Origin of the sequence: Burkholderia aenigmatica (assembly GCF_048627025.1) — a bacterium.
GTDB lineage: Bacteria > Pseudomonadota > Gammaproteobacteria > Burkholderiales > Burkholderiaceae > Burkholderia > Burkholderia aenigmatica.
In genome coordinates, this window is record NZ_CP184468.1 from 157,353 (window position 1) to 182,628 (window position 25,276).

At 63.8% G+C, this 25,276-nt stretch carries 19 protein-coding genes; 5 read left to right on the top strand and 14 right to left on the bottom strand.

What is annotated here, in order from left to right; genetic code table 11:
- Positions 1–28: 28 nt before the first annotated feature.
- From ACN8ZM_RS00715 to ACN8ZM_RS00755, 9 genes are all read right to left on the bottom strand, one after another.
- Positions 29–1,012, bottom strand: coding sequence for a hypothetical protein (locus ACN8ZM_RS00715; protein ID WP_420210397.1), 984 nt, complete (start codon positions 1,010–1,012; stop codon positions 29–31).
- The gene (locus ACN8ZM_RS00720) at positions 1,012–1,995 is read right to left on the bottom strand and encodes a hypothetical protein (RefSeq protein WP_420210398.1); all 984 of its coding nucleotides are present in this window, start codon (positions 1,993–1,995) and stop codon (positions 1,012–1,014) included. Before ACN8ZM_RS00720 ends, ACN8ZM_RS00715 begins: the two co-directional genes overlap by 1 nt.
- Positions 1,995–2,978 carry a hypothetical protein gene (locus ACN8ZM_RS00725; RefSeq protein WP_420210399.1) on the bottom strand — a complete coding sequence of 328 codons (984 nt, stop codon included), beginning with the start codon at positions 2,976–2,978 and terminating at the stop codon, positions 1,995–1,997. Before ACN8ZM_RS00725 ends, ACN8ZM_RS00720 begins: the two co-directional genes overlap by 1 nt.
- The gene (locus tag ACN8ZM_RS00730; protein WP_420210400.1) at positions 2,978–3,937 is read right to left on the bottom strand and encodes a hypothetical protein; all 960 of its coding nucleotides are present in this window, start codon (positions 3,935–3,937) and stop codon (positions 2,978–2,980) included. Before ACN8ZM_RS00730 ends, ACN8ZM_RS00725 begins: the two co-directional genes overlap by 1 nt.
- On the bottom strand, positions 3,934–4,911 hold the full coding sequence (locus tag ACN8ZM_RS00735) for a hypothetical protein (protein WP_420210401.1): 978 nt from the start codon (positions 4,909–4,911) through the stop codon (positions 3,934–3,936). The genes ACN8ZM_RS00730 and ACN8ZM_RS00735 overlap by 4 nt, the downstream gene beginning before the upstream one ends.
- Positions 4,911–7,739: a toxin VasX gene (locus ACN8ZM_RS00740; protein ID WP_420210402.1), complete on the bottom strand. Its 2,829-nt coding sequence runs from the start codon at positions 7,737–7,739 to the stop codon at positions 4,911–4,913. The genes ACN8ZM_RS00735 and ACN8ZM_RS00740 overlap by 1 nt, the downstream gene beginning before the upstream one ends.
- A complete protein-coding gene (locus ACN8ZM_RS00745) occupies positions 7,736–8,614 on the bottom strand; it encodes a DUF4123 domain-containing protein (RefSeq protein ID WP_420210403.1) in 879 nt (292 codons plus the stop codon). The genes ACN8ZM_RS00740 and ACN8ZM_RS00745 overlap by 4 nt, the downstream gene beginning before the upstream one ends.
- Positions 8,615–8,619: 5 nt before the next feature.
- Positions 8,620–10,740 carry a type VI secretion system Vgr family protein gene (locus tag ACN8ZM_RS00750; RefSeq protein WP_420210404.1) on the bottom strand — a complete coding sequence of 707 codons (2,121 nt, stop codon included), beginning with the start codon at positions 10,738–10,740 and terminating at the stop codon, positions 8,620–8,622.
- A 412-nt stretch (positions 10,741–11,152) separates the two neighbouring features.
- A complete protein-coding gene (locus tag ACN8ZM_RS00755) occupies positions 11,153–11,581 on the bottom strand; it encodes a pyridoxamine 5'-phosphate oxidase family protein (protein ID WP_043184954.1) in 429 nt (142 codons plus the stop codon).
- 320 nt (positions 11,582–11,901) lie between these two features.
- Between ACN8ZM_RS00755 and ACN8ZM_RS00760 the strand changes: the two genes are divergently transcribed.
- The 3 genes from ACN8ZM_RS00760 (at position 11,902) to ACN8ZM_RS00770 (ending at position 15,548) form a co-directional block, all read left to right on the top strand.
- On the top strand, positions 11,902–13,428 hold the full coding sequence (locus ACN8ZM_RS00760; protein ID WP_089449674.1) for an aldehyde dehydrogenase family protein: 1,527 nt from the start codon (positions 11,902–11,904) through the stop codon (positions 13,426–13,428).
- 314 nt (positions 13,429–13,742) lie between these two features.
- Positions 13,743–14,297, top strand: a complete 555-nt coding sequence (locus ACN8ZM_RS00765) for a hypothetical protein (protein WP_420210405.1) — start codon at positions 13,743–13,745, stop codon at positions 14,295–14,297.
- A 216-nt stretch (positions 14,298–14,513) separates the two neighbouring features.
- Positions 14,514–15,548, top strand: a complete 1,035-nt coding sequence (locus ACN8ZM_RS00770; protein WP_420210406.1) for a helix-turn-helix domain-containing protein — start codon at positions 14,514–14,516, stop codon at positions 15,546–15,548.
- Positions 15,549–15,785: 237 nt separating this feature from the next.
- Here the strand turns inward: ACN8ZM_RS00770 and ACN8ZM_RS00775 are convergent, their stop codons facing one another.
- The gene (locus tag ACN8ZM_RS00775; RefSeq protein WP_420210407.1) at positions 15,786–16,883 is read right to left on the bottom strand and encodes a glycosyltransferase family 9 protein; all 1,098 of its coding nucleotides are present in this window, start codon (positions 16,881–16,883) and stop codon (positions 15,786–15,788) included.
- Positions 16,880–18,583: a thiamine pyrophosphate-binding protein gene (locus ACN8ZM_RS00780; protein WP_420210408.1), complete on the bottom strand. Its 1,704-nt coding sequence runs from the start codon at positions 18,581–18,583 to the stop codon at positions 16,880–16,882. Before ACN8ZM_RS00780 ends, ACN8ZM_RS00775 begins: the two co-directional genes overlap by 4 nt.
- A gap of 348 nt (positions 18,584–18,931) precedes the next feature.
- Here ACN8ZM_RS00780 and vapB point away from each other — a divergent pair, with 348 nt between their 5' ends.
- Positions 18,932–19,168, top strand: a complete 237-nt coding sequence (vapB, locus tag ACN8ZM_RS00785; RefSeq protein WP_043184984.1) for a type II toxin-antitoxin system VapB family antitoxin — start codon at positions 18,932–18,934, stop codon at positions 19,166–19,168.
- Positions 19,168–19,569: a type II toxin-antitoxin system VapC family toxin gene (locus ACN8ZM_RS00790; RefSeq protein WP_420210409.1), complete on the top strand. Its 402-nt coding sequence runs from the start codon at positions 19,168–19,170 to the stop codon at positions 19,567–19,569. The genes vapB and ACN8ZM_RS00790 overlap by 1 nt, the downstream gene beginning before the upstream one ends.
- 66 nt (positions 19,570–19,635) lie before the next feature.
- Here ACN8ZM_RS00790 and ACN8ZM_RS00795 read toward each other — a convergent pair whose 3' ends face one another.
- The 3 genes from ACN8ZM_RS00795 to gcvP all read right to left on the bottom strand — a co-directional run bounded on the left by ACN8ZM_RS00795 (position 19,636) and on the right by gcvP (position 25,270).
- Positions 19,636–21,024: an L-serine ammonia-lyase gene (locus ACN8ZM_RS00795; protein ID WP_205824080.1), complete on the bottom strand. Its 1,389-nt coding sequence runs from the start codon at positions 21,022–21,024 to the stop codon at positions 19,636–19,638.
- Between the two features lie 30 nt (positions 21,025–21,054).
- Positions 21,055–22,191, bottom strand: coding sequence for an alginate lyase family protein (locus tag ACN8ZM_RS00800; RefSeq protein WP_089449683.1), 1,137 nt, complete (start codon positions 22,189–22,191; stop codon positions 21,055–21,057).
- A 151-nt stretch (positions 22,192–22,342) separates the two neighbouring features.
- Positions 22,343–25,270 carry an aminomethyl-transferring glycine dehydrogenase gene (gcvP, locus tag ACN8ZM_RS00805; protein ID WP_420210410.1) on the bottom strand — a complete coding sequence of 976 codons (2,928 nt, stop codon included), beginning with the start codon at positions 25,268–25,270 and terminating at the stop codon, positions 22,343–22,345.
- Between the last annotated feature and the right edge of the window lie 6 nt (positions 25,271–25,276).

Sequence of the window (25,276 nt, forward strand, 5' to 3'; positions counted from 1 at the left end):
GGACTCACTGATGTCGCGCCAGTGAATATCAGATTTTCAACTCGAATGGCGAGGGTGCAGTTGCCTCGTGGTTGTCTTCGGTGCTTGGGAACAAGCGTTGGCCTTCGCGATCGCAGAAATAGAAGTTCTTCTCTCTGACGTCGTAGCGATAGAAAATGATCCGATCCGATGCCACGGGTGTCGTGTCGTAGCCTGACAAGTCTGCATTGGGCGTACACAAGCGCTCGACCTCTTCCGGCCAGCGGAATTTCGAGAGATGGTAGTTTGCCCATCGATCGATCAGCGGACCGAGTCCGGGCCAGTAGAACGAATTGAGTCGCGATGGCGGCGACGGTTTGCGATATTCGTCCAGATCGGCGGTCGGCTGGATCGCTTCGAGTCCTTCCTCCATGTAGCGGCGGATGAACTCGAAGCGAAGGGAGGCGGTGCGGATGTCGGAGCTATCGAGCTCGTCGAATTCACCACTCAACCAGAGCACGCCATCAATGACATAACTGGTGACGCCGGCTGGTGGGGAAAACGCCAGTTGTAGCTTGATGCGTCCAGGGGGCATTAATCGGAAAAGTGGCTGTACATCGCGCCAACGCAGCGTAATTGCCCGGCCCTCCCGGCCGACGACGTGCACGCTCTGCGCCTGCCGATTGAAACGAATACGCGTGGACGGTTTCGTAAGGGCCCACAAGCCCCAAAAGAAAAGAACATTCACGATCGGATAGATCGCCAGCAACTCCCAAAACCACTCGGCCATGATTATGCTTAACACCATCACGACGACGGATATGGTGTGTAGCATCGACAGTAAATATATGATGTCCCTCGCCTCCCCGTCCCCAAAGCGGGTCTCGATAAACCGATCATTGAAGAGTTCGGGATCGTTGATGTCATTCTTAAACTTGGCGTCCCCTTTCCACATCGCCAAGTCCACCGGTTCCATCGGTGCTATATCCGAACGCTTGAGCCACAGTGCGATACCATCCACGAAGCTCAGAGCTTTTTTGCTTTTGCCGAACATTAGATTTTCAACTCGAATGGCGAGGGTGCAGCTTCCTCGTGGTCGTCTTCGGTGCTTGGGAACAAACGTTGGCCCTCGCGATCGCAGAAATAGAAGTTCTTCTCTCTGACGTCGTAGCGATAGAAAATGATCCGATCCGATGTCACGGGTGTTGTGTCGTAGCCTGACAGGTCTGCGTTGGGCGCACATAGGCGCTCGACTTCTTCCGGCCAGCAGAATTTCGAGAGATGGTAGTTTGCCCATCGATCGATCAGCGGACCGAGTCCGGGCCAGTAGAACGAATTGAGTCGCGATGGCGGCGACGGTTTGCGATACTCGTCCAGGTCGGCGGTCGGCTGGATCGCTTCGAGTCCTTCCTCCATGTAGCGGCGGATGAACTCGAAGCGCAGTGCGGCCGAGCCGATGCCCGAGCTATCGAGTTTGTCGAACTCACCATTCAGCCAGAGCACACCGTCAATAACTCGACTGGTGACACCGGCCGGTGGGGGAAACGCCAGTTGCAGCGCAATGCGTCCTGGCGGCATCAATCGGAAAAGTGGCTGTACATCGCGCCAGTGCAGTGTAATTGCCTGACCATCCCGGTCGACGACGTGTACGCTCTGCGCCTGTCGATTGAAACGAATGCGCGTGGACGGTTTTGTGAGCGCCCACATACCCATAAAGAAAAATATATTTGCTATTGGATAGATTGCTAAAATTCCCCAAAATCGCTCGCCTGAAAATGCACTTGCTACCAGTATCGCAACGGATATGGTGTGTTGCATCGAAAGTAAATACATGAGATCTGTGGATTTTCCATCTCCAAGGCGCGTCTCGATAAATCGCTCATTGAAGAGATCTCGATCGCTGATGTCATTTTCAAATTCGGCATCGCCTTTCCACATCGCCAAATTCACTGGTTCCATCGGCGCTATATCCGAGCGCTTTAGCCATTGCGCGATACCCTCCTCGAAGCTCAGGTTTTTTTTGCTTTTGCCGAACATTAGATCTTCAACTCAAATGGCGAGGGTGCAGTTGTTTCGTGGTCATCTTCGGTGCTTGGGAACAAACGTTGCCCTTCGCGATCGCAGAAATAGAAGTTCTTCTCTCTGACGTCGTAGCGATAGAAAATGATCCGATCCGATGCCACGGGTGTCGTGTCGTAGTCTGACAAGTCTGCGTTGGGCGCACACAAGCGCTCGACCTCTTCCGGCCAGCGGAACTTCGAGAGATGGTAGTTTGCCCATCGGTCGATCAGCGGACCGAGGCCGGGCCAGTAGAACGAATTCAGGCGAGACGGTGGCGACGGTTTGCGATATTCATCCATGTCGGCGGTCGGCTGGATCGAGTCGAGTCCTTCCTCCATGTAGCGGCGGATGAACTCGAAGCGCAGTGCGGCCGTGCCGATGTCCGAGCTATCGAGTTTGTCGAACTCACCATTCAGCCAGAGCACACCGTCAATAACTCGACTGGTGACGCCGGCCGGTGGGGGAAACGCCAGTTGTAGTGCGATGCGTCCGGGGGGGATTAATCGGAAAAGTGGCTGTACATCGCGCCAGTGCAGTGTAATCGCCTGCCCTTCCCGACCGACAATATGCACGCTCTGCGCCTGTCTATTGAAACGAATGCGCGTGGACGGTTTTGTGAGCGCCCACATGCCCCAAAAGAAAAGAATATTCACTATCGGGTAGATCAACAGCAATTCCCAAAACCAATCGCCAGTGAATACGCTCGCTACCGTCGCAACAATGAAAATAGTGTGCTGCATTGATAGTAAATATATGATGTCTTTGGCTGTCTCGTCTCCAAGGCGGGTTTCGATAAACTGTTCGTTGAAGAGTTCTCGATCGCTGATATCATTTTCAAATTCGGCATCGCCTTTCCACATTGCCAGATTCACTGGTTCCATCGGTGCTATATCCGAGCGATTGATCCATTGCGCGATACCCTCGTCGAAGCTTAGTTTTTTTTTGCTTTTGCCGAACATCAATTTTTCACCTCGATTACCATCTCGGAATCGCTGAAGGCATTGGGCCAGTAGCTCACCACGGTGTCGCCCATCAGCGTCGTCGTATCGAATTTCAGGTAACCTACGGCATCGACCAGCGTAACCAGGGACGGATCGCCGAACTCCTGCTCCGTACCCAATGCTGAGATATTCCGATGTTGCGTCAACTTATATGTGCTGGCTTGCGGCAGCCAACCCGGAAAGGCCACGGTTATCGTGCGTGCGGGCATACGGTTCGTCAGGATCGGCCCAAGGCCGGGAATTGCTGCTTTGTTGAGTCGCTCTGCTATTCGCAGGTCCGTCTCAATACGCGGCTCCTTGGATAGCCGCATGAACGCCAAGCGCTCTATGGCTGCCGTGTCGAATTTCGGATGATTTCCCCACATGCACTGATCAAGCCAATCGGTGACCCTCTGCTCGGCCTTCTCTTGTTCCATATATCCAGTCCAGAGCGTGCGCGCGATATCGGCGGAAAAGAGGATCAAACCAATTTGCCCACCTCTCAACCTTGCCAGCAATTTCCCGCCATATTGCTGCCGTAGCGGACGAGTACTGAACAGCCAAGCTGCGCCGAACCCTGCCTCTGTAAATTGAATGCCGGCGTCAATCAGCGTATAGATACGTACATTGCCGTGCTGGTTGCGTTGATCGAGGGTAGCCTTAAATCCTCCAATAAAGGCCGCACCACTCGTCCATCCGATCATCAAGCGTTCTGTTTTCTCGCTTGTGTTTCGTGCCAGATCGGCTGCACTCTTGTTGCCAGCCAGAACAGCACGCTGTGCCTTCACCGCGAACAACGCGCGTTGCATCGCATACCCGCTCGCGACCACAACACCTGCATTGCTGTCGGCGTGCAGCAGATTGGTCAAGGTCAACCCGTCCACCGTCCCCAACTTCTTCACTGCATTGGCCAGGTTGATGGTGCTGATCCAGATCAACCCACCACGTCGCCTTGGCGGTTGACCAGATCGAAGCCTTGACCGTTGAAGCGATAAAACACATCCCGGCGAGCCTCCACGGGGGTTGTGTCGTAACCGCTCAGGTCTGCGCCAGGTGCGCATAGGCGCTCCACTTCCGCAGGCCATTGGGCTCGCGCGGCGCGGCGGGTCAGATAGCGGTCAATCAAGGGTCCGCCAGCCAGGTAGTAAATTGGGCTAACGATCAGATTGGCCAACAGGAATTCGAACAAGCCATCGCTCCGCGTGACGGGCTTGGTGAAGCCGCTAGGCCTATACCGAGTGCGCTCTGGATCAGGCTGCACAGCGGACAATCCTTCCACCATGTAGCGACGGAGGAATTCAAGACGGGAAAGGTTATCGGACATCGACAGCTCATCGCTGATGTCGAAGGCACCGTGGGCCACGGATAGATCAGTCGAACCGGTGCGAAATACCAGCTTGATCGCAAACTTGCCATCGCCATAAGTGCTGAACTCAGTAAAAGGGTGAACCTCCCGCCATGACAACGTTGTTGCCTCATTGGGCCCGTCATAGACATGCACGAGTTGGGCTTGCCGATTGAATCGCACCTGCCCTCCTTCTTGCCGTAGCAATACGAACCCGCCTATGGCCGTAAAGAGCATAAAGATGAAAAAGGTCCAACTGAACTCATACCCTCCGTTAGGTAGCCCGACCCTACGGAGGATTTCATCGTATCCCCCCCATATCGTCACTCCCAGACTCAGAAAGAAGCCTCCTGAAAACAGGTAGAGCACAAAAGCGGCTTTTCCAACGATCAGACGGCTCTCGAGAAACCGGTCATTGAACTGGTCAGTGTCGGATAGGTCATCAACAAAGCTCACATGGTCGGGCCACATGGCAACTCGAATATCCGGAAGCTGCTGCCACTTCGGTAGGCGCCTCAATCTGGCTAGCATTTCCTCGAAGGTGAGTGTCGGTTTCGGATCGGGCATTAGTTCGTCATCTCCAGCATGAGGTCTGGCTGGGTAAAACCGTTAGGCCAATAGAGCACCACGGTATTGCCAAGCAAATTTCGAGCTTCGAGGCGGAGATAGCCGTTGCCGCCCTTGACCTCTATTTTTTCGGGATCGTTGAAAGCGCTTTCGGTCATCAGGCCAAAGACCACCTTCTGGGTTACGTGATAGGCACTGATCTGTGGCTGCCAGCCGGGCAGCACGACTACCACATCGCGTTGTGCTCGGGGCTCGAGGCGGCTCGCGGGAAAGACAGCTTCCAGCGCGATGTTTCCTAACTTGTAGTCGGTGTCGACCTGGGGCTTGAGGAACATTTCGTAATACTTTTGTTGTTCCTCCGCGCTGCTATGCGTAGGTGCGAGACCCAGGCAACTCTGTTTGATCCAATCGGCGACCTTGGCTTTGTCCACACGTGTCTGGTTCCACGTGTAGGCGAGTTGCAACGCTGTAATCACGAGCGCCACTGGTGCATCGACAAACCAAAGCGCGGCCCGTTCCGCTGCATTAAAGACGGCAGCTCGTCCAATTGCTTGTAGTGCAAGCTTTCCGCCTAACCCGGTTGACCTCAGGGTCCACAACTTAGCCCCAATGTAGCCAAAACCCGCGACAGCGGAGGTCGCTTGCAACGCTATACCGATCTTCGAGATTGCTCTTTCGTTTGGTCCCTGCTTGTTGGTTTGACTGAAATCTTTCAGTGCGATGGCCAGCGACGCACCAGCGGCCAAGCTAATAGCCCAACGATCTGCTCGGTCGGCCAATCTGGTCAGTTCCTCGGCCCGAGAGGCCTTGCCAGCCAGTAACGCCAGATCGCGCTGCCGGGTCAACACTGCCGACAACAGGCCACGCTGTGCACCGCCGATGCCGAGCAGGCTGCCGGTGACGTTGAGGCTGTTGACCAAAGCGGTCTGATCCGACTGCCCAAGCTGGCTGAGAGCAGTGCCCGTATTCGTGATGGAGCTGAGTACGCCAAGGCCGCCAAGCCCCAGTTTTGCTCCGTGCCAGAGTGACAACCTGGGGGTGAGCTTCGGCACGAGTTCGCGCAGTCGGGCCTGATCGGCCTCACCAAGCGCAGCCGACAGGCGCATGACGGTGATGTGTTCCTTCATGCCTTGGGCCAACGGGCTCAAACGGAAGTTGACCTTGCCTTTGAGCCCCGCTTCACGACGCAAGCGCGATGGTACTTCTTTGGTTGCGACTTGCTCCGGATGTGCGATCACGCCCTCGGCCACTTCAAATAGGGAGACGTAGCGGGTATTCCAAAGGGCATTGGGCGTGACCGGCGACTTCCCTCTCATCAATGCCAGCAGAGTCATGGCCGTCAGTTGCCGGGAGGCAGCATCAGGCTGGATGTCCTTGATAACGGCATTCAGTTCGTTGAGTGCCTTTGTGATCAACTGATCAGTCGTGGTCTCCATCAACTGCCGCGTCGCGCTCCAAGTGTCGGCTTTCGGGTATCCCTTGAGAGCCAGGGCGAACAGGGTGCCGTCGCGCGGTCCATCTGAAGTCAATTGCTCGGCAAGTTGCTGTGTGCCGGCAGTGGAGCAAACGAGCCCGTAGAGTGTGCGTACGAAGGCGCCACGTCCTGCCACGAAATTGGAAGCATTCTTCCAGTCATAGAGGTCACGCACCGTGGTTATCAGGGCACCCGGCCCTGTGTAAGTGGCACCCCACGGCAACAAGTTCGCGGCGGCAGCGTCCAGTTGCCGCTGATAGTGGGCCACGCTCGGCGCGTCCTTCTCCAGGAACTCATTGCGAGCGCTCTCGTTCAAGTTGTCACGGTAGAGTTTCCGTTTGGCAGCCAAGCCCTTTCGGTAGGCCGCGTCGCGCGCCGAGTTGGCAGCGCCTCCCCCCGTACCAGGCGGTAACGCACTTCCCACTACGTCGTTGGAGAACGCTTCCAATTCCGTTTCGCGTGCGAGGTTTGCGCCAAGCGCATCAATGGCTTCACTCACCCAGAGTAGCCGGGCCGCGTCCTTGTTGTAGTCGTGCCATTTCGTGAGCACGGCTTCGATGCGATGGTTGAGTTCACTTGCCATCCCTACCGGGTCGTGCAGAGCCACCACCAGCCGGGCGCTACCCGGTCCTTGAGCCATTTGTAGCGCAGCGCTGTTGGGCAATCTGGCGCCGACTCTATATTCGGACCAACCGACCTCTTTGCCATTCAATCCGACAGGCTGTTGTTCAGCCGTGTCCTCCAGACGCAGTGTGTGTTTGACCGAGGGAGCAGTGCCGGGGACCTTTCCCCCTTCGAAGGCCTGCAACCAAGGCTTCAAGTCGATTGTTGTGCCTAGCTTGGTGCGTATGCCCCTCATGTCGCCCCGAAACGCACTGAGCTTGGCTGGACTAAGGAGGACGTCTGCAAACCAAATGACTACTTGCTTGGGGGTGTGATCGTAAGCAGGAATATAGGCAAACGGCAGAGGCGCGCCGACCAACTCGGTGGCGTTGAATTTCTTGTCGAGTTGCAGACGTTGAAACTGCGCAGGCCGCCGTTCTCCACCGTTGGTGTCGCCGTCAGGACTGCGATAAACGAAGCAAATGATCTGCTCGCGATTGTCCGGATCGAAGATGTACAGGTAGCCATCGTCATCGCGTAATGCGCGCAGCACGTACTGATATCCGTCGAGCGCGGGAAAGCCCTTCTCGAGGTTCGGGTGATGGTAGGCAAAACCTCCCTTCTCGGCAGGCGCGACCGCATAACGGAGTGGAAAAAACGGGATGACTTTATTGCAGCTATGCGCGCCATGTGCCGATTGGCTGGCGGTGCCGGCAGCGATTTCCTGGGGTGTCTTGGCGATAACCGTCATGCCGTTTCCTTCGCTAGCAGATCGTTGATTTGCATCAGGCGCCGCCAGGCGGGTTGATCGGTTGCATTGAGCAGGCGTGTCAACACGTTATCCGGATCATGCAGGCGCCGGGGATGGTGGAAAAAGAGATTCAGATAGGCCCAAAGGTCTTCGTCATTGACGAAACCCAAGGTCACGGCGTGGCTGACCTGGATGTTGACGGCCTGCGAGAGATGGTCATCGTCCAACGCATCCAGTGCGGGGATTCTCTCGTTCCGAAGCCGGCGAACCCAACCGCGATAGCTGTAGTCGACGCGCTGGGCGTCGAGCGCGCGAATCACGCTTTCTGTTAGAACGAAGGGTGCCGCAGCAGGTGGTGCCGAAATTCCTGATTGGCGCGCGAGCCGGTACCAATCGCCACGACCTTCATTCCACTCACACCAGATCCAGCTCTGAATCGGCCCAAGCAAGCAGTCCTGCTCGTCATCCGACAAACCTTCGACCAATCCGCGCAACGCACGAGGCTCGTGCGCGCGCAGTAGCGCGAGGTTGCCGTCGGGCATCCGAGCGTGACGTAGCATGCGTAAGTGCTGAAGCACCACGGTGAAATGTTCGTCCGATTGGAGAATGCCTCCCCAATGCAGCTCGGACCAGTCATGCAACATCGCGGAAAGTAGCGCCGATTCGGGTTTGGCCTGGATGAGCAACGGGCCGTCGCGCTCTTGCTGCCAGTACTCGGTATCGGAATAGATCCACTCGCGGCGTGACGATGTGTCGAAGGCAAGGACTGTGTCCTCCATGCCGCTATCCAGCCCACCATCCACGACAAGGAAAAAGCTCGGTCGCGAGCAGGTGAGCGCCCTCGCTTCCTCTGCACCGTTCAGCATCGTCTTCATGAGGCTCATCCATTCCGGCCGCAGGGGCATGGCTGGAGCGGACAACTGCCGTCATCCCGCATCGCACACAACGGGTTGATTGCACGGCCCTGGCGCGCCATTCCAGCAATGCTGATGGCATTTTTGCTGCCAGCCGGCTGCTGGCTCATCGGCCCCTTCACGCGAATCGCCACGCCATCCAGCGTGATGCCGCTGCTGTCGATGCGCACAGTCCCGCCGGAACCTTTGAGGACGACGGCCTCGGCCGCGTGAATTTCGTAGACCTTGGTGCGATGCTGGATGGCTTGCCCGGCCTCGACCTCCACCCTGCCTTGTACGCGCTGCTCCAGGCGTCCGCCGATGTCCGCCGTATGGTTGGCAGCCGTCTTGTCGCGGCGGCTATTGCCTACCTCTTCGGTGCGGTCTTTCGCGGTTGTGATGGTGTGATTGCGGCCGATGGTCAGAAAGTCGTCCTGGCCGATGTCGTGTCGGCGATCCCGCCCGATCGTGACCTGTTCGTCGTGCCCCACCGTCTCCTTGCGGTCGTTGCCGATCGCAATGGTCTCGTCGTGTTCGATCTGCTCGCTGCGGTCATGACCGACGAAGGTGGTTTCGTCGTGGTTGACGTGGATGTTCTGGTCGCGCTGCGCGTGGACATAGATCTCTTCCTGTCCTGCTTCGTCCTCGAAACGCAGCTCGTTGAACCCTTCGCCCTTGTGCGTCTGACTCTTGATCGCCATCCGCGTCTTGTGCCGCGGCAGTTCGTACGGCGGTAGCTGCAAGCGGTTGTAGGTGCGACCAGTGATGACCGGTTGGTCCGGATCACCGTCGAAGAAGTCGACGATCACCTCTTGCCCAATGCGCGGGATCGCCATATGGCCCCACAGCGCCCCCGCCCAGTTCTGCGCGACGCGGATCCAGCACGAGCTGTGCTCGTCGTGCCGGCCCTGACGATCCCACGGAAACTGCACCTTCACTCGGCCGTACTCGTCGGTGTAGATCTCTTCACCCTCCGGGCCCACGACCACCGCCGGCTGGGGGCCCTCGATACGCGGGTGCGGCAACGGCTCGGCGCGCCATTCGGCATCGTCCGGCACCAGTACCGCTTCGTATCCGTAATACGTGCCGTGTTGTGCGTCGGCGCTTTCTTCCGCCTGACTGGTGTGTTGCTTGCCGTGATGCACCAGGCTCACCGGACGCCAACTCCGGTTCATGTCCTCGCGTGGGTGGCCCGTGAGCGCGAAAGCAATGCCCGGCTGCAAGCGCGCGTCGTCGCCACTGACGAACGCCACGCGTGCATCGCGCCGGTGGCCGCGCAGACGATCGTGAGTGAACGCCTTGCCGCTGGCTTCGTGTTTATATCGGCCCGGGTAGTCATAGCGTGCGTAGCCTCGACCCTGATGATCTAGGTCCGTGCCGTCACGCGGGTACTCGTGGTTGAAGCGCGGATTCTTGAACGTGTAGTCGCGCTGCACCTGGCGCGCAGTACGCACGTTCTCGGTGTAAGCGAAGGTCCGTAGGCTGGGTTGTGGCTGATCGCCGCCCGGCGTCGGGTTGTAGATCACCGGCTCGCCGTCAAGACGGCCGAAGATGAACAGCCGATCGCAGTGAATCAGCCGGTGCCCCTCTTTGCCGTGCTGGAACGCGTAGAAAAAACCTTCCTCGCGCAGGATGCGTTCGACGAAGTCGTAGTCGGTATCACCAGCCTGCACGCAATACTCGCGGGCAAGGTGTTCCTTGGTGGCGCGTTGCTCGTAGTCCATCGTCAGGCCATGGGCCTTGAGCACGGCGACTGCGATCTCGGTCACGCGCAGGGTCTGGAAGATCCGCCAGTCGGACGAGAGCTTGAGCCGTGCGAGGCGCGGCTCGACCACCGCCGAATAGCGAGTACGTCGAAAACCGGTATCGCCCTGAACGAACGACGAAACCGCGCCATGCACATAGCGCACGGGCTGGCCACCCTGCCAGATCGTGAGCAGGCCAATGCGATCCAGTATCTGACCAAAGTCGATGGCAGGATTGGCACTGGCCAGTTCGACCTCCAGGCGAAAGGTCTCGGACAACCCCTCATGCAGCGTGAACTCGACGACCTCGAATGACTCGTCGCCAGCAGCGAAGGTAAAGGACAACCGGGTTGGTTGCAGCATTGCGATAGTTCTCCGAACCGAAGACACGCAACCATGCGTATCCCCCACGTCGGTACGTCATGTGTGCGACCGTTGGTTCCAGCCGTGCACGATGACGAGCGATGTGGAAGTGCGATGTGAAACCCATGGCACCCGCCGGGGTGTCACGGATTCTTTAAAGCAAGAGGTTCGCTATCGAGGCGTCTCATGTCCATGAGACAGGTCCGAAAATTTACGACGACATGACTTCTTGGCGGGGCAACGTTGATTTACTGCCATCAGGCCAACTGTGCTCTGCCGGATTTCTTAGGCAATACTGGCTGCTTGATGTCAGGTTGCGGCGCATCTTTCGATGGCTAGGTCGGTGACGGAGCGCCACCATCGCTTCGGTTGCCGCTCCCCATCGCCGCTGGATGGGTGCGGCACACGCGCATCACGCCAGCACCAGCGGCGGCAGCGCCGCATCCGCTCGTACCTGCGCCCGTTCCACTTCAACCACCACATAGCGCCGCGCATCGGGCCACAGATGCGCGCGGCTTCCCGCCTCCTCGTCGATCGTCGCGCGGCCCTGCACGAGCCAGGTCGTCTGGCGCACGAAGTCGACGAACAGCAGCGCGATGGCCGGATTCACGAGCAAGTTGCCGATCGTGTTGAACAGGTTGTTGCCCGCGAAGTCGGGCAGCACGAGCGTGCGGCGGTCGGGCAGGTCGACGAGCGGTTCAAACGAACCATCCGCGCGTGGCTGGCGGCCGCGGTACGAGCAGTCGCTGTTGCCGGCCGCGTCGGCGGTCGCGACGATCAGGAACGCCTGCTCGCGGATGAACGCAATGGCGTCGTCGGTCAGGGGGCCGCGGTCGTTCATGGTGTCGGTTGGCGTACACGCCGTTGCGTGGGAATACGCGATGCGCACGCAAGCGACATGCCACGCGTCGCTGCCGGCATCCGCACGCAGGTGCGCCTGCGCACTGTGGAAATTTCGAACACCGGCCCGGCCACTGCGCAGCCACGCTGTTCAGATTCGGCACACCCGCCGTGCTGCATCGGTGAACACGGCACGGTGCGCACGCGGGCCGGCCGCGGTCGCCGTGCTTTCGTCCTGTTTGGCACGCATGTTGCGTAAACGGGTGCAGCGCAATCCAACCGGCGCTGTACTCACACAAGCACGATGAACAGGAGACATGTATGAACCCGTTTGACCTGAAGCAACTGGGCCTCGACGTCGAATACCCGTACCGTCAGCAATACGACAACTACATCGGCGGCAAGTGGGTTCCGCCGGTGAAGGGCGAGTATTTCGAGAACGTGTCGCCGATCAACGGCAAGCCGTTCTGCCGCGTGCCGCGCTCGGGTGCCGACGACATCGAGCTGGCGCTGGACGCCGCGCATGCCGCGCGCCGCAAGTGGGGCAAGACGTCGGTGGCCGAGCGCGCGAACCTGCTGCTTGCCGCTGCCGACCGGATGGAAAAGAACCTGAAGCTGCTGGCCGTGGCCGAGACGATCGACAACGGCAAGCCGCTGCGCGAGACGATGGCAGCCGACCTGCCGCTCGCGATCGACCACTTCCGCTACTTCGCGGGCTGCATCCGCGCGCAGGAAGGCGGTATCTCCGAAATCGACGACAACACCGTCGCGTACCACTTCCACGAGCCGCTCGGCGTCGTCGGCCAGATCATCCCGTGGAACTTCCCGCTGCTGATGGCCGCATGGAAGCTCGCACCGGCGCTCGCGGCCGGCTGCTGCGTGGTGATGAAGCCGGCCGAGCAGACGCCCGCGTCGGTGCTGGTGCTGATGGAACTGATCGGCGACCTGTTCCCGGCCGGCACGCTCAACATCGTGAACGGCTTCGGCAAGGAAGCGGGCGAAGCGCTCGCGACCAGCAAGCGGATCGCGAAGATCGCGTTCACGGGCTCGACGCCGGTCGGCAAGCACATCCTGCGCGCGGCGGCCGACAACCTGATTCCGTCGACGGTCGAACTGGGCGGCAAGAGCCCGAACATCTTCTTCGCCGACGTGCTCGACCAGGACGACGCGTTCCTCGACAAGGCGCTCGAAGGGCTCGCGATGTTCGCGCTGAACCAGGGCGAAGTGTGCACGTGCCCGTCGCGGATCCTGATCCAGGAATCGATCTACGAGAAATTCATCGAGAAGGCGGTGGCGCGTGTCGAGCGCATCAAGGCCGGCCACCCGCTCGACCTGCAGACGATGATCGGCGCGCAGGCGTCGCAGCAGCAGCTCGACAAGATCCTGTCGTACATCGACATTGGCCGCGACGAGGGCGCGCAATGCCTGACCGGCGGCGAGCGCACGGCGCCGGCGGCGGAACTCGGCACGGGCTACTACGTGAAACCGACGATGCTGCTCGGCAACAACAAGATGCGCGTGTTCCAGGAAGAGATCTTCGGGCCGGTCGCTTCGGTGATGACGTTCAAGGACGAGCAGGACGCGATCGAACTCGCGAACGACACGTTCTACGGGCTCGGCGCCGGCGTGTGGACGCGCAACGGCACGCGTGCGTACCGGATGGGCCGCGAGGTCGAGGCCGGTCGCGTGTGGACCAACTGCTACCACCTCTACCCCGCGCACGCTGCGTTCGGCGGCTACAAGCAGTCGGGGATCGGTCGCGAGACGCACAAGATGGCGCTGTCGAACTATCAGCAGACGAAGTGCCTGCTGGTGAGTTATCAGGCCGAGGCGCTCGGGTTCTTCTGATCCGCGAGTGGGCGTCCTGGCCGGTCGGCGGTGGGATGCGCCGGCCGGTCGGGGCGCCGCCTCGAGCGGCGAAGCTTCGGCTACCGGAGAGTCGTCGAACGCGTGTCGTGCCGGGCGACGGTGGCTGCCTGGCCGACGATGGTGCGCGGATGCGTGCCGCGCGGCCGACCAGTGATCCGGCGGTTCGCCGCTTCCGCCCATTCGCACTCGCAACCCGGCATCGGCCGTGCATCGCCGCGGCTTTCGCCGGAAACGATACCGATGGCCGTTCGTTCGCGGCGGCAGCTTGAGCCGGCGCGACGGACGCAAAACCCATGTCAGAACCGCCCCGATCCTGTCTGCGCCATCCCGTGTTCCACGCGGGCGAACTCGACGCGCATCGCCGCTTCGGCGTCGCCGACGAAGCCGAGCGGATGAGCGACGTCGTGACGACGCGGCTGAGCATCGGCGTGCGGCAGTTCATCGAGACGCAGCCGTTCATGTTCGTCGGCACCGCGTGCGGCGGGCCGGCGGGTGTGACCTGCGACATCGTGCAGAGCCGGCGCGACGCGAACGGCGACCTGTTGCCGGTCGTGCGCGTGATCGACACGAAGACGCTGCGCTTCGCGCTGCCGGTGTACGACGCGGGCGCTGGCGGCCGGATCGATGCGGCGCAGTGTGACGGCAGCGGCGTCGGGCTGCTGTTCGTCGATTTCCTGCGCGGCATCCGCTACCGGATCAACGGGCACGCGACGCTGCGCACGGATCTGTCCGAGGCGGACGCGGCGCCGTGGTCGGCCGACAGCGCGATCGTCGAGCTGGCGGTGACGCAGGCATACGGCAATTGCGGCACGCGAGTCGTGCGGTTGCGGCCCGCGAACGGTGGCTAGCCGGCCGCCGCGCATTGCCGGCCGGGCGACGCGTACCGGATGCGCCGGCGCGGCGCGTGCCGCACCGGCGGGGTGCGTGCGACAAGGCGCTCGGGCGTGCCCGCATGGCGCGCCCGTGCCGCGCAGCGTCGAATCACGGGCTTTGCGCGGGTCGTGCACGGTTCGGCACGGGACTTGCGTGACAGGCGCGGTTCCAGGCAGGTGAAGGAGGACACGATGGACCAACACGTGGCGTGCAGCGAAGAACCGACGGCCGAAGACACGCGGCGCAACGCGCAGGGCGACGATGCGCTGGCCGGGCAGGCGGTCGTCAGCGTCGCGCATGACGCCGACGAGCAGGCGCGCAACCTGATCGGCTGGCGGCAGACCTACGACCAGCTCGCGGCCGGCCGCTTCGTCGGCACGCTGACCGAGCTGCCGCTCGACACGATGAAGCTGTTTCGCGAATCGACGAGCCACCTGCTGCGCCAGGCGTGCGAGGTGCGCGGCGATGCGTACTGGTTCGGCATCCCGCTCGTGTGCGACGGCACCGCGCGCGTCGACGCGTGCCGCATCGGGCCCGGCGCGCTCGCGTTCCGGCCCGGCAACGTCGAATTCGAGCTGGTGACGCCCGCGCAGTTCTCGATCTACGGCGTGGTCGTGCGCGGCGACGTGCTGCGCCGCTATGCGGAGGAGGTCGAGCGCCACGCGCTCGACGAACGGCTGTTCACGCAGCGCGTGATGCAGGTCGGCGATGCGCGGCTCGCGCGCCTGTGCGCGTTGTTCGGCCGCCGGCTTGATGGTGCCGTGGCGATGGCCGGCCCGCTGGCCGACGCACAGCGCGACGACCTGCAGGCCGAGGTGCTGGCCGCGCTGTTCGCCGTGTGCGCGCAACCGGCCGACGACGACGCTGGCCGTGCGCCGTCGATGCGCCGCTGGATCGTCGAACAGGCGCGCGACTACGTGCTCGCGCACCGCACGCGCCCGGTCGGCGTGCCCGAGCTGTGCGAGCAGTTGCTCGTGAGCCGGCGCACGCTGCAGTACTGCTTCCAGGACGTGCTCGGCATGGCGCCCGCAACCTATTTGCGCACGCTGCGGCTGAACGGCGCGCGGCGCGATCTGTGCGGCCGCGCGGCCGGTTCGGTGCAGGACGTGGCGGAGGCGTGGGGCTTCTGGCATCTCAGCCAGTTCGCGACGGATTACCGGCGTCTGTTCGGCAAGCGGCCGTCGGAGACGCTGCGCGATCGCGCGGTGATGGTGGCTGTGGGGTGAGCGCGGGGTGGTAGTCGAAGCGGATCTGGCTTTGACGCGGACTTCGGCACCGGCACCGGCTCAGGCACCGGCTCAGGCACCGGCACCGGCACCGGCTCAGGCACCGGCTCAGGCACCGGCACCGGCACCGGCTCAGGCTCAGGCTCAGGCTCAGGCTCAGGCTCAGGCTCAGGCTCAGGCGGCACGTACGCGCAGTTACGCTTTCGGCTGCGCAACTGGCCGCTACACCCTGTTTCCCTATTCGGTCGTAGCCGCCGCCTCGCGCGGGGCGGGCCACGCCAGCGCATCCCAGTCGATCGCGCGATAGGCGGCTTCGACCGCCGCGAGATCGGCCGGCCGCTCGCTGCGATGCAGCCCGCGCAATTCGTCGGGCACGTCGAGCGCGACCGGCACGCAATGCGGATAGTCGCGCACGCGCAGCGCCGGCGCGATCGTCGTGAAGCACGCGAGCGTCGGCACGTCGAACCCGTCGGCGAGATGCAGCGCGGCCGTGTCGGGCGCGAACAGCAGGCTGGCGCCCTTGACCCATGCCATGAAGCGGGCCGTATCGCCGGCCGCATCGGCGCTCACGTCGAGATACGCGGGATGCGCAACCGGCCCGAACCCGGCCACCGGCAAGCCGTAGCGCTGCGCGAGCTGCTCGACGAACGTTGCCTGCAGTGCCGGCGGCACGCTGCGCAACGCGGTGCTCGCGGTCGGGCAGAACAGCACGTACTGACGCCGCCATTGCGCAGGCAACGCAGGCAGCGGCAGCCGCGCGAGCCAGCGGTTGCGCTTGGCCGATGTCGGCAGCGACGCGGGTTCCACGCCGAGCGCGTCGAGGAAGAAATCGATCATTGGCAGCCGCGCGAACGCGGGCCAGTACAGGTGATTGCCGACGTCGATGCACGGCGCGTCCGCAGGCAACGCGTCGGCGGGGTACGGCAGCGTGCGCGACGGCGCGACGAGGTCGGCCGCGAGGGCATACAGCGCCTCGACATAGCGCGGTGCGCGGGCCGGCCGGTACAGCGTGAAGCGCAGGCCTGGGTGCGCGGCGCGCAGCGCGGCGAGGGCGGTGAGCCCGATCACCGAATCGCCGAGCGTGACGCCCATCCCGTTGATTACGTGCACGTGCCGTGCGCGGTCATAGTCGAGCCGGAACGGCCGGTGCGCGGCGTGCAGCAGGCCGCGCGCGGGCGCGGCCGGCACGTGGCCGACGGCACGCGCATCGCCGTGCTCGAGGTCGTAAGGCGCGACGAGCGTGCCGTCCGGTGCGAGCAGCGTGCCGGGGAGCGCGAGCGCGTCGTCGTGCGACAGCGCGACGGCGGGCGGCGCGGTGCGCGTGTCCACCGTCATCCGCCGCGCGCGCGGCGCCCCTGTTCGCGGATCTGCTCGAGCGTCGCGGCCGGCGTGCTGGCGTCCTGCGGGATGCGGATCTCGATCAGCGCGGGCAGCCCGCAGGTCAGCGCGCGTTCGAGCGCGGGCGCGAACTCGGCGGTGCGCTCGACGGTTTCGCCATGTGCGCCGAACGCGCGCGCATACGCGGCGAAATCTGGGTTCGTGAGCCCCGTGCCGTGCACGCGTCCCGGATAGTTGCGTTCCTGATGCATGCGGATCGTACCGAAATGACCGTTGTTGACGACGATCACGACGATGTTCAGCCCGTACTGCATTGCGGTCGCGAGTTCGTTGCCGGCCATCATGAAGCAGCCGTCGCCCGCGAGCGAGACGACGGCACGCGACGGGTACAGCGACTTCGCGGCGAGCGCGGCCGGCACGCCGTAGCCCATCGCGCCACTGGTCGGCGCGAGCTGCGAGCGGAAGTGCCGGTACGCGAAGTGGCGATGCAGCCAGATCGCATAGTTGCCGGCGCCGTTGGTGAGGATCGCGTCGTGCGGCAGGCGCTCGCGCAACTGCACCATCACGTCGCCGAGCTGGACGTCGCCGGGCATCGGCAGTGGCGCATGCCATTCGCGATACGCGCGATGTGCGTCGGCAGCGGCGCCGGCCCACACGGGGTGCGCGGGCGGCTCGAGTGCGGCGAGCGGTGCGGCGATCTCGGGCATCCCGGACACGATCGGCAGGTCGGCCGCATACACGCGGCCGAGCTCGTCCGCGCCCTGGTGCACGTGGATCAGCGTCTGGCGGGTCTTCGGGATGTCGAGCAGCGTATAGCCGGCGGTCGTCGCTTCGCCGAGGCGCGGCCCGATCACGAGCAGCAGGTCGGCGTCGCGGATGCGCTTCGCGAGCGCGGGGTTGATCCCGAGCCCGACGTCGCCCGCGTAGTTCGGGTGCGCGTTGTCGATCGTGTCCTGGTAACGGAACGCGCACGCGACCGGCAACTGCCAGCGCTCGACGCAGGTGCGCAGATTCGCGCACGCGTCGGGCGTCCAGCCACTGCCGCCGACGATCGCGAACGGCCGCTCGGCGCGCGCGAGCCGTTCGCGCAGCTCGTCGATCTGCGCGGCCGACGGCGCGGCCGCGACGCGTTTCGCGGCCGGCACGACGGGTTGCGGCGCGCATGCTTCGGACAGCACGTCTTCCGGCAGCGCGAGCACGACCGGGCCGGGGCGGCCGGACGTCGCGACGTGGAACGCATGGCTCAGGTATTCGGGGATGCGGCGCGGGTCGTCGATCTGCGCGACCCATTTCGCCATCTGGCCGAACATCCGCCGGTAGTCGATTTCCTGGAAGGCTTCGCGGTCGAGGTGTTCGCGCGCGCACTGGCCGACGAACAGGATCATCGGCGTCGAATCCTGGAGCGCGGTGTGCACGCCGATCGACGCGTGGGTCGCGCCGGGCCCGCGTGTGACGAACGCGATGCCGGGGCGGCCGGTCAGCTTGCCGACGGCCTCGGCCATGTTCGCGGCGGCGGCCTCGTGGCGGCAGACGATCGTCTGGATGCGCGCGGTGTCGTCCGCCAGCGCATCGAGTACGGCGAGGAAACTCTCGCCCGGCACGCAGAACACGCGTTCGACGTGATTGGCGAGCAACGCATCGACGAGCAGTCGTGCGCCGGTGGTGGCGCCCTGCTCGAGATCCTTGGAATGCGACATGGGCTGCCGTCTCCCTGGGTAGCGGGACGTACAGCTTACGCCCGTTGGCCGGCCGCCGGTACGCCGGCCGGTGAAAAGTGTCGGAGCACGCAGGATTCGGGGCACGCGCTTCAAGTTCGGCCGAACGGCCAGCTTGTGCGCGTGCCTCCGACGCTGAAAAATCGAGCGCTACGAATGTCGAAGCGGCCAGCTTGCCGTAGGCACCGCGGATGGGGTGAACAGAACGGCGCGCCGGCGTTCGCTTTCGAACCGATACCAGGGTGAGCGCGCATGTACACACATGGATTTACATCGTCGGCCAAGCGGATACACGGTACATCCACGGTACATCTGGATGTTGAGGGCGACATGCATACGACGAGGGTATTTCGGAACGGCAACTCGCAGGCCGTGCGAATTCCTGCCGACCTGGCCTATGAGCGTAGTGATATCGAACTGGAAATCGAGCGCATCGGTGACGAAATCCGTATTCGCCCGGCGCGGCGGCCGTTGACGCGCGTTCTCGAGAAATTCGCGAAATTCGGGCCGGATTTCATGGCTGAAGGGCGTGGTGACCACGAGCAGGCCGAACGCGAGGGTCTGTGATGCCGCGCTACATGCTCGACACCAACATGTGCATCTACCTGATGAAGAATCAGCCGGAGCAGGTTGCGAGGCGATTTGCGCAGTGCTACACGGGGGACGTCGTGATGTCGGTGATCACGTACGCAGAGCTCGAGTACGGCGTCACGACGTGCGCGAGCCCTGCGCGGGAGCGCGGCAACCTTGCCGCGCTGATCGACGACATTCCGGTCGCGCCGTTCGATGTCGCGGCTGCGCAAGCGTACGGCCCGGTCTGCGACGCAACCCGCGAGCAGAAGAAGGATCACCTCGACAAGCTGATCGCCGCGCATGCGGTGTCGCTCGATGTCGTCCTCGTGACCAACAACGAGCGGGATTTCGACAGCTATCCGGGATTGCGGCTGGAGAACTGGCTGGACGATTGATGTCGGGTAGCGTGTCCGGTGGTCATGCGGGAGATCGATCTGTCCCGCGCGACCACCGGTCCGGCATCAGCACTCGACGATATTGACCGCCAGCCCGCCGCGCGACGTTTCCTTGTACTTCGTCTTCATGTCGGCCCCCGTCTCGCGCATCGTCTTGATCACGGAGTCGAGCGACACATAGTGCGAGCCGTCGCCGCGCAGCGCCATGCGCGCCGCGTTGACCGCCTTCACCGACGCCATCGCGTTGCGCTCGATGCACGGGATCTGCACCATCCCGCCGACCGGGTCGCAGGTGAGGCCGAGGTTGTGTTCCATCCCGATTTCGGCCGCGTTCTCGACCTGCTGCGGCGTGCCGCCGAGCACGGCCGCGAGCGCGCCGGCCGCCATCGAGCATGCGACGCCCACTTCGCCCTGGCAGCCGACTTCCGCACCCGAGATCGACGCGTTCAGCTTGTAAAGAATGCCGATCGCGGCGGCCGTCAGCAGGAAGTCGATCACGCCCTGTTCGTTCGCACCGGGCGTGAAGCGCGTGTAGTAGTGCAGCACGGCCGGGATGATGCCGGCCGCGCCGTTGGTCGGCGCGGTAACGACCCGGCCGCCGGCCGCGTTTTCCTCGTTGACGGCGATCGCGTACAGGTTGATCCAGTCGATCATCGACAGCGGATCCTGCAGCGCGCGCTCCGGGCTGCCCGTCAGCGTGCGGTACAGCTGCGGCGCGCGGCGCTTGACCTGGAACGGGCCGGGCAGGTTGCCGTCGGCTTCCGGGTTACCGATCCCGCAGCCGCGCGACACGCACGACTGCATCACGGCCCAGATCTTCAGCAGGCCGTCGCGCGTCTCTTCCTCGGTGTGCCACGCGCGCTCGTTTTCCCACATCAGTTGCGCGATCGACTTGCCGGTCGATTCGGTCAGCGCGAGCAGCTCGTTGCCGGTGCGGAACGGGTGCGTCATCTGCTCGGCCGCGCTCAACACCTTCGTGTTCGGTGCGCCGGCGGTCACGACGAAGCCGCCGCCGACCGACAGGTAGGTGCGCTCGACCAGCACGTTGCCGCTCGCGTCGGACGCGCGCAGTTTCATGCCGTTCGGATGCTCGGGCAGCGCCTGGCGGTAGAACGCGATGTTCTCCTTCAGCACGAACGGCACCGGATGCGTGCCGAGCAGCGCGAGCTGCTTCGATTTGCGGACGTCTTCCAGTCGCGCGTCGATCGTGTCGGGATCGACGGTGTCGGGCGCGTCGCCGAGCAGGCCGAGCATCACGCCGCGGTCGGTGCCGTGGCCCTTGCCGGTTGCGCCGAGCGAGCCGTACAGCTCGACTTTCACGTGCGCCGTGGCGTCGAGTTGCCCGTCGCGCTCGAGGCCCTGGACGAACATCAGCGCCGCGCGCATCGGTCCGACCGTATGCGAACTGGACGGACCGATACCGATCTTGAAGAGGTCAAAGACGCTGACTGCCATGTTGATTCCTGCCTTGCTTTAAGAATAATGCTAGCGCGCCTGCAATGGCAGGCACGCGGCGAGCCATGCGGGCGGCGTTGGGGAAAGCTGTTGCGCGACGCGGGCATAGCGCCCGTCGAGCCGCGCGGCCAGATGAAAGAGTTCGGTGGCGTTTTTCGGGTCCCACTGCCCCGTGTAGCCCGGCAGGCCGGCCTCGCGGCGTTTCGCGTCGAACGGCACCGGCGAATTCACGAATTCCTCGTGCGTCTTCTCGCCGAGCGCGTACGGCACGAGCCAGTCGAGCGCGACCGCGAGCGTCGCGCCGTTCGCGCCCCGTTCGCGCAGCCAGTTGCGGTTGAAGCGGCGCGCGGCGAGCGCGGCCGTCACCAGCGGCTGCAGGTCGTAGACCGCGTAGTGCAGCGCATCGCGTTCCTCGAAGTCCCAGGTCTTGCCGTCCGGGCCGATGTTGTCGGCGAGATGCTCGACGAACAGTCGCTGCGCGGCGTTCATCATCTTGCGATCACCGAGCGTGAACGCGGACAGCGCGATCAGCTTGATCCGGTGGCTCTGCCAGTTGTTGCGCCAGGTGCCGGTGAGCGGGCGCTTCTGCGCGTCGATCTGCGCGACATAGCCGGCGCCGAGCTTCGCGATGAACGCTGCCGTCGCGTTGCGGGTCTTCACCGGCAGCGCGCTCGCGGTCATGTCGTACGCGACGATCAGGCTGTCGAAACGCGTTTCGTCGATCGGGTTGAAACTCGGCTGGTAGGTCGCGACCCACGCGGACAGGAAGCGGTCGACGAGCTGCAGGTAGCGCGGCGCGTTCGTCACGCGCCACGCGAGTGCCGCGTCGCGCATCAGGTCGAGATCCTTCAGCGCGGCGGCGCTCTGGTCGTAAATGCCTTCGTGCGGCAGCGTGCCCTCGGTATGCACGCGCGCCATCGCCTTCGGCTGCTCGCCGATGCGCGCGTCGACGCTGCGGATCAGCGCCTGGACACCCGGCTCGGCCTGGGTCGTCTCGCTCGCCTGCAGTGCCGGCGCCGCGCAGAAATTCATCGCCGCGCGCGCGCTGCCGGCCGCGCCGAGGCCGGCAGCGGCGAATGACAGCGACGCGACGAGCATCGGCACGAAGCGGCGCGCACGCGGCCGCCTTTGCATTGCACCATGGCCCGGAAACATCGGACGCACCATGCGGAACTCCTTCATTGGCTGGATCGCGTGTGATGTTAGCCGGATTGGCGGGCGAACGTGAACCGGTTCGAGCGGCGAACAAAAAAACCGCACGCAACTCCGGGTTGCGTGCGGTGCGGTCACCATCGGGCGGCTCCTGGCCTGGCGCGCGTTATGCGTATTCCGACATCGGCACGCACGAGCAGAACAGGTTGCGGTCGCCGTAGACGTTGTCCGCGCGGCCGACCGGCGGCCAGTACTTGTTCGTGCCGAGCGATGCGACCGGGTACGCAGCCTGCTCGCGCGAGTACGCGTGCGGCCATTCGTTCGCGGTGACGACGGCCGCCGTGTGCGGGGCGTGACGCAGCGGGTTGTCCTCGCGGTCGGCGCGGCCTTCCTCGACGGCACGGATTTCGTCGCGGATCGCGATCATCGCGGCGATGAAGCGGTCGAGTTCTTCCTGCGATTCCGATTCGGTCGGCTCGACCATCAGCGTGCCCGGCACCGGGAAGCTCATCGTCGGCGCGTGGAAGCCGTAGTCCATCAGGCGCTTCGCGACGTCGTCGACGGTGATGCCGCTCGATTCCTTGATCGGACGCAGGTCGAGAATGCACTCGTGCGCAACCAGCCCGCCCGGGCCCGAATACAGCACCGGGTAGTGCGGCGCGAGGCGCTTCGCGATGTAGTTCGCGTTGAGGATCGCGGTTTCCGTCGCGGCGGTCAGGTTCTTCGCGCCCATCATCGCGATGTACATCCACGAGATCGGCAGGATCGACGCCGAGCCGTACGGCGCGGCCGATACCGCACCGATGCCGTCTTCTTCGCGCGTGTAGCCGGTCGAACGCTGGTTCGGCAGGAACTTCGCGAGGTGCGCGCCGACTGCAACCGGGCCGACACCCGGGCCGCCACCGCCGTGCGGGATGCAGAAAGTCTTGTGCAGGTTCAGGTGCGACACGTCGCCGCCGAACTGGCCCGGTGCGGTCAGGCCGACCATCGCGTTCATGTTCGCGCCGTCGACGTACACCTGGCCGCCGTGCGCATGGACGATCTCGCAGATCTCGCGGACGTTCTGCTCGAACACGCCGTGCGTCGACGGATACGTGATCATGATCGCCGCGAGGTCCTTCGCGTGCTCGTCGGCCTTCGCCTTCAGGTCGGCGATGTCGACGTTGCCTTGCGCGTCGCATGCGACGACCACGACCTTCATGCCGGCCATGTGCGCGGATGCCGGGTTCGTGCCGTGGGCGGACGCCGGGATCAGGCACACGTCGCGGTGGGCTTCGCCGCGCGATGCGTGGTAAGCGTGGATGATCAGCAGGCCCGCGTACTCGCCCTGCGAGCCCGCGTTCGGCTGCAGCGACACGGCCGCGTAGCCGGTGGCCGCGACGAGCATCTGCTCGAGCTGGTCGATCATCTCGCGGTAGCCGACGGTCTGGTCGGCCGGTGCGAACGGGTGGATGCCGCCGAATTCGGGCCACGTGACGGGCAGCATTTCCGACGTCGCGTTCAGCTTCATCGTGCACGAGCCGAGCGGGATCATCGAGCGGTCGAGCGCGAGATCCTTGTCCGACAGGCTGCGCAGGTAGCGCAGCATTTCGGTTTCGGAGTGGTGGCGGTTGAACACGTGGTGCGTCAGGTACGCGCTCGTGCGCTCGAGGCCGGCCGGCAGCGCGGCGACGCCGGCGAGGCCCGCGTCCAGCGCGTCGACGGCCGGTGCGGTGCCGCCTGCAGCTTGCGCGAACACGGCGAGCAGATCGGCGAGGTCGTCGCGCGTCGTCGTTTCGTCGACCGACACGCCGACTTGCGTGTCGCTCACGCGGCGCAGGTTGATGCGCTTCGCCTTCGCGAATTCGTGAACCTGCGCGGTGCGCGCGCCGGTGTCGATCGTCAGCGTGTCGAAGAACGTGTCGTTGACGGTCGCGAAGCCGAGCTGCTTCACGCCGGCGGCGAGCAGCGCCGCGATGCGGTTCACGCGCAGCGCGATCGTCTTCAGGCCGTGCGGGCCATGGTAGACCGCATACATGCTGGCCATGATCGCGAGCAGCGCCTGCGCGGTACACACGTTCGACGTCGCCTTCTCGCGGCGGATGTGCTGTTCGCGCGTCTGCAGCGCGAGGCGCAGCGCGGGCTTGCCCTGCGCGTCGACCGTCACGCCGACGAGGCGGCCCGGCATCTGGCGCTTGAATTCGTCACGCACCGCGAGATACGCGGCGTGCGGGCCGCCGAAGCCCATCGGCACGCCGAAGCGCTGCGTGTTGCCGATCGCGACGTCCGCGCCCCAGTCGCCGGGCGGCGTGAGGACGGTCAGCGCGAGCAGGTCGGCCGCGACGACCACGTGGCCGCCGGCCGCGTGGATCGCTTCGGTGAGCGCGCGGTAGTCGCGCACGTCGCCGTTCACGCCCGGGTACTGGAGCAGCACGCCGAATGCATTCGCTTGGACAGCGTTGGCGGCCGGGCCGGTCTTGACCTCGATGCCGACCGGCAGCGCGCGCGTGCGGATCACTTCGAGCGTTTGCGGCAGCACGTCGTCGGCGACGTAGAACACGTTCGACGTCGGCTTGCCGGTGCGCTGCAGCAGCGTCATCGCTTCGGCGGCGGCGGTGGCTTCATCGAGCAGCGACGCGTTCGAGATCGCGAGGCCGGTGAGGTCGGCGACCATCTGCTGGAAGTTCAGGAGCGCCTCGAGGCGACCCTGGGAAATTTCAGGCTGGTACGGCGTGTAAGCCGTGTACCACGCCGGGTTTTCGAGCACGTTGCGTAGGATGACGGCCGGCGTGTGCGTGTCGTGGTAACCCTGACCGATATACGAGCGGAACACCTGGTTCTTGTCTGCGAGCGCACGCAGTGCGGCGAGGGCTTCGGCCTCGCTCTTCGGCTGCGCGAACGGGCCGAGCGGCAGCGTTTCGGCGCGGCGGATCGAGGCCGGGATCACGGCGTCGATCAGGGCGGCGCGCGACGCGAAGCCGAGCGTGTCGAGCATGGCCTGCTGGCTGGCGGCGTCGGGGCCGATATGGCGTTCGGCGAACGCATCGTGCGTTTCGAGCGCGGCGAGCGAGAGGGGCGTGCGGTTCATCAGGCGGTCCGGGTGTTCGAGCTTCATGGCGTT

What these genes read in the sequence shown, in the direction of transcription:
- ACN8ZM_RS00800 (WP_089449683.1), bottom strand. Translation starts at nt 22,191, where the DNA reads ATGGTGCGTCCGATGTTTCCGGGCCATGGTGCAATGCAAAGGCGGCCG.
- ACN8ZM_RS00770 (WP_420210406.1), top strand. Translation starts at nt 14,514, where the DNA reads ATGGACCAACACGTGGCGTGCAGCGAAGAACCGACGGCCGAAGACACG.
- ACN8ZM_RS00760 (WP_089449674.1), top strand. Translation starts at nt 11,902, where the DNA reads ATGAACCCGTTTGACCTGAAGCAACTGGGCCTCGACGTCGAATACCCG.
- ACN8ZM_RS00725 (WP_420210399.1), bottom strand. Translation starts at nt 2,978, where the DNA reads ATGTTCGGCAAAAGCAAAAAAAAACTAAGCTTCGACGAGGGTATCGCG.
- vapB (WP_043184984.1), top strand. Translation starts at nt 18,932, where the DNA reads ATGCATACGACGAGGGTATTTCGGAACGGCAACTCGCAGGCCGTGCGA.
- ACN8ZM_RS00740 (WP_420210402.1), bottom strand. Translation starts at nt 7,739, where the DNA reads ATGACGGTTATCGCCAAGACACCCCAGGAAATCGCTGCCGGCACCGCC.
- ACN8ZM_RS00735 (WP_420210401.1), bottom strand. Translation starts at nt 4,911, where the DNA reads ATGCCCGATCCGAAACCGACACTCACCTTCGAGGAAATGCTAGCCAGA.
- ACN8ZM_RS00790 (WP_420210409.1), top strand. Translation starts at nt 19,168, where the DNA reads ATGCCGCGCTACATGCTCGACACCAACATGTGCATCTACCTGATGAAG.
- ACN8ZM_RS00750 (WP_420210404.1), bottom strand. Translation starts at nt 10,740, where the DNA reads ATGCTGCAACCAACCCGGTTGTCCTTTACCTTCGCTGCTGGCGACGAG.
- ACN8ZM_RS00795 (WP_205824080.1), bottom strand. Translation starts at nt 21,024, where the DNA reads ATGGCAGTCAGCGTCTTTGACCTCTTCAAGATCGGTATCGGTCCGTCC.
- ACN8ZM_RS00745 (WP_420210403.1), bottom strand. Translation starts at nt 8,614, where the DNA reads ATGAAGACGATGCTGAACGGTGCAGAGGAAGCGAGGGCGCTCACCTGC.
- ACN8ZM_RS00715 (WP_420210397.1), bottom strand. Translation starts at nt 1,012, where the DNA reads ATGTTCGGCAAAAGCAAAAAAGCTCTGAGCTTCGTGGATGGTATCGCA.
- gcvP (WP_420210410.1), bottom strand. Translation starts at nt 25,270, where the DNA reads ATGAAGCTCGAACACCCGGACCGCCTGATGAACCGCACGCCCCTCTCG.
- ACN8ZM_RS00720 (WP_420210398.1), bottom strand. Translation starts at nt 1,995, where the DNA reads ATGTTCGGCAAAAGCAAAAAAAACCTGAGCTTCGAGGAGGGTATCGCG.
- ACN8ZM_RS00755 (WP_043184954.1), bottom strand. Translation starts at nt 11,581, where the DNA reads ATGAACGACCGCGGCCCCCTGACCGACGACGCCATTGCGTTCATCCGC.
- ACN8ZM_RS00780 (WP_420210408.1), bottom strand. Translation starts at nt 18,583, where the DNA reads ATGTCGCATTCCAAGGATCTCGAGCAGGGCGCCACCACCGGCGCACGA.
- ACN8ZM_RS00775 (WP_420210407.1), bottom strand. Translation starts at nt 16,883, where the DNA reads ATGACGGTGGACACGCGCACCGCGCCGCCCGCCGTCGCGCTGTCGCAC.
- ACN8ZM_RS00765 (WP_420210405.1), top strand. Translation starts at nt 13,743, where the DNA reads ATGTCAGAACCGCCCCGATCCTGTCTGCGCCATCCCGTGTTCCACGCG.